The organism is Rothia sp. HMSC069C10 (genome assembly GCF_001812205.1).
GTDB classification, from domain to species: Bacteria; Actinomycetota; Actinomycetes; order Actinomycetales; family Micrococcaceae; genus Rothia; species Rothia mucilaginosa.
Genome location: NZ_KV808300.1, coordinates 1 through 1,819, shown reverse-complemented (window position 1 = coordinate 1,819; position 1,819 = coordinate 1). Strand labels below are relative to the sequence as shown.

Sequence of the window (1,819 nt, the reverse complement as noted above, 5' to 3'; positions counted from 1 at the left end):
AGAAGACGCTAAACCATGGCACAAATTCTGTACGGGTTACAGCCCCATAGCGAGAAGCCACATATGATGTGGCTTCTCGAAACACATGTGGCTTCTCAGTGCTTACCCTTGAGGAAGCGTAGGATCGGATTCTTCTAGGGCATCAGACTTCAGTGATTGAGCGTCTTTATTTCCATGAAGCTCAGAGGAGGAATCTTTATTCTTCTGCCCCAAATCAACGTTCAGACTTTCCTCTTTATAAGAACCCCCAAGCTTTAAGAATATTAGGTTTAAAAATCGTTCTTACATAAATTCCGGGGAAAAAGTAGCACCAGACCTTATGCCACACCCTTCCTGCCCAGCACTTCCCTTCCCACGGGCAGTGGATATTTTCAGCCCAGGTATCATAAAACGATGCATACCGAAGCCCCTCCCTTCGATACCATTTTTCCCAATACTTATCAACCTTATGAAAGATAGGTTCACAATTATTGACATCATTAGATTTACGCCTATCCAATAAAACCTCAACCCTCGTTTTCCTAAGGAAATAGTTAGCTTCAAAGATTCCGCTATATTGATTTGGGGCAAGATGACGAAACATAGGAAAAAGAAGGATGGGCATAACTAACAAAAAGATAACAGCAAATTTCCTATCTCCTGAACTACCACCCGAAATTATCACCGTCAAGATTGGGAATAAAGAAAGCATCGATAGGGGAATAAGCCACAGGATACCAGAAGCTTTTGGCTTTATATAAGAATCTACAGAAAGTTCAATTCCTCGATAAATATCCGGGTTATGAATTTCATATATTTTTGATTCCGGGATTTCCATTACAAGCTTTTGAGCCTGAATATTAGAACATTCAGAAATCACCTTCCGCTCCCACACAGCACGCTCAAGAGCAACTTTCCGAGAAGCTTCAATTTCCTGATACTCTTTCGAATCGGCTAGTGTACCCGTGTCCTTGACACCTTCTAGTTTTTTAAATACCTCTGATACTTCAAGCCAAGTCTTATAACGAGTCAGTTCAGGGGGAGTAGCTTGTTTTGACAGCTCCATCTGCTTATCAATCTTTCGACCACTCCACCATGCAACGATAAGTGACCCAAGAAGACCAATTACAGAAGGTATCCATGTTCCCCACGGCAACGCGCTAGAGCTCTGTGTAGCTTCAGCTCCTTCGGTTAGCATCTGCACTAATAGCATTTGCTTCATCATCGATGATTACTCCTTTCCTAGTATTGTCAGTTAATTACTATGACAAAAATTTTAAACTTCCCATAGCTCCCATATTAAATTTACTGAGCTTCTCCCCGTAGAAACATTTTCTAAACTATATAAATTCTCACCCTCCAAAAACCTTAGAAAACTTGATGTCGCAGGTGGTTTCTCGACCTTTACCCTTGCGAAAACTGGAGGCTACTTACGACCTTTTACTCGAAGGTGATTCCACCATAATTTATGGTTCTCAGGTTTTTCCTTTATTTCAGATTCACACCCAGATAACTCTTGCCCCTTCGGTTCAGCCTCAACTACACCGATTTCAGATCTATAGATTGAGTAATACCCATTAATTCTCAACATAGAACAATAAGCATACGCAACAATCAGATATTTTACATTTTCTAAATCGCAATAATAAGGAAACTGTGCAGATATGAATTTATATGAATACCTATTAATCTCCGCGACATAAATCCGACGCATGGCAACTCGCAGAAAAAACGCCAGTAGATAAACAAGGAAAGCAAACAGTAAAATCCATAGTGCATACATTAAGTCCCTGGAATTAATTGGGTTTTCGGGCTCTTCAGAGTTGAGTGTGGTTGGAGG

2 protein-coding genes are annotated in these 1,819 nt (G+C 40.7%); both read right to left on the bottom strand.

Features of this window, described 5'->3' with window-relative positions; translation table 11 throughout:
* Positions 1-235: 235 nt before the first annotated feature.
* Positions 236-1,204: a hypothetical protein gene (locus HMPREF2842_RS04660; RefSeq protein ID WP_070643014.1), complete on the bottom strand. Its 969-nt coding sequence runs from the start codon at positions 1,202-1,204 to the stop codon at positions 236-238.
* A 201-nt stretch (positions 1,205-1,405) separates the two neighbouring features.
* The coding region (locus HMPREF2842_RS09290; RefSeq protein ID WP_210398788.1) for a hypothetical protein at positions 1,406-1,819 on the bottom strand (414 nt) is incomplete at its 5' end.

Coding starts and splice junctions, on each gene's coding strand:
- HMPREF2842_RS04660 (WP_070643014.1), bottom strand. CDS start 1,204: ATGATGAAGCAAATGCTATTAGTGCAGATGCTAACCGAAGGAGCTGAA.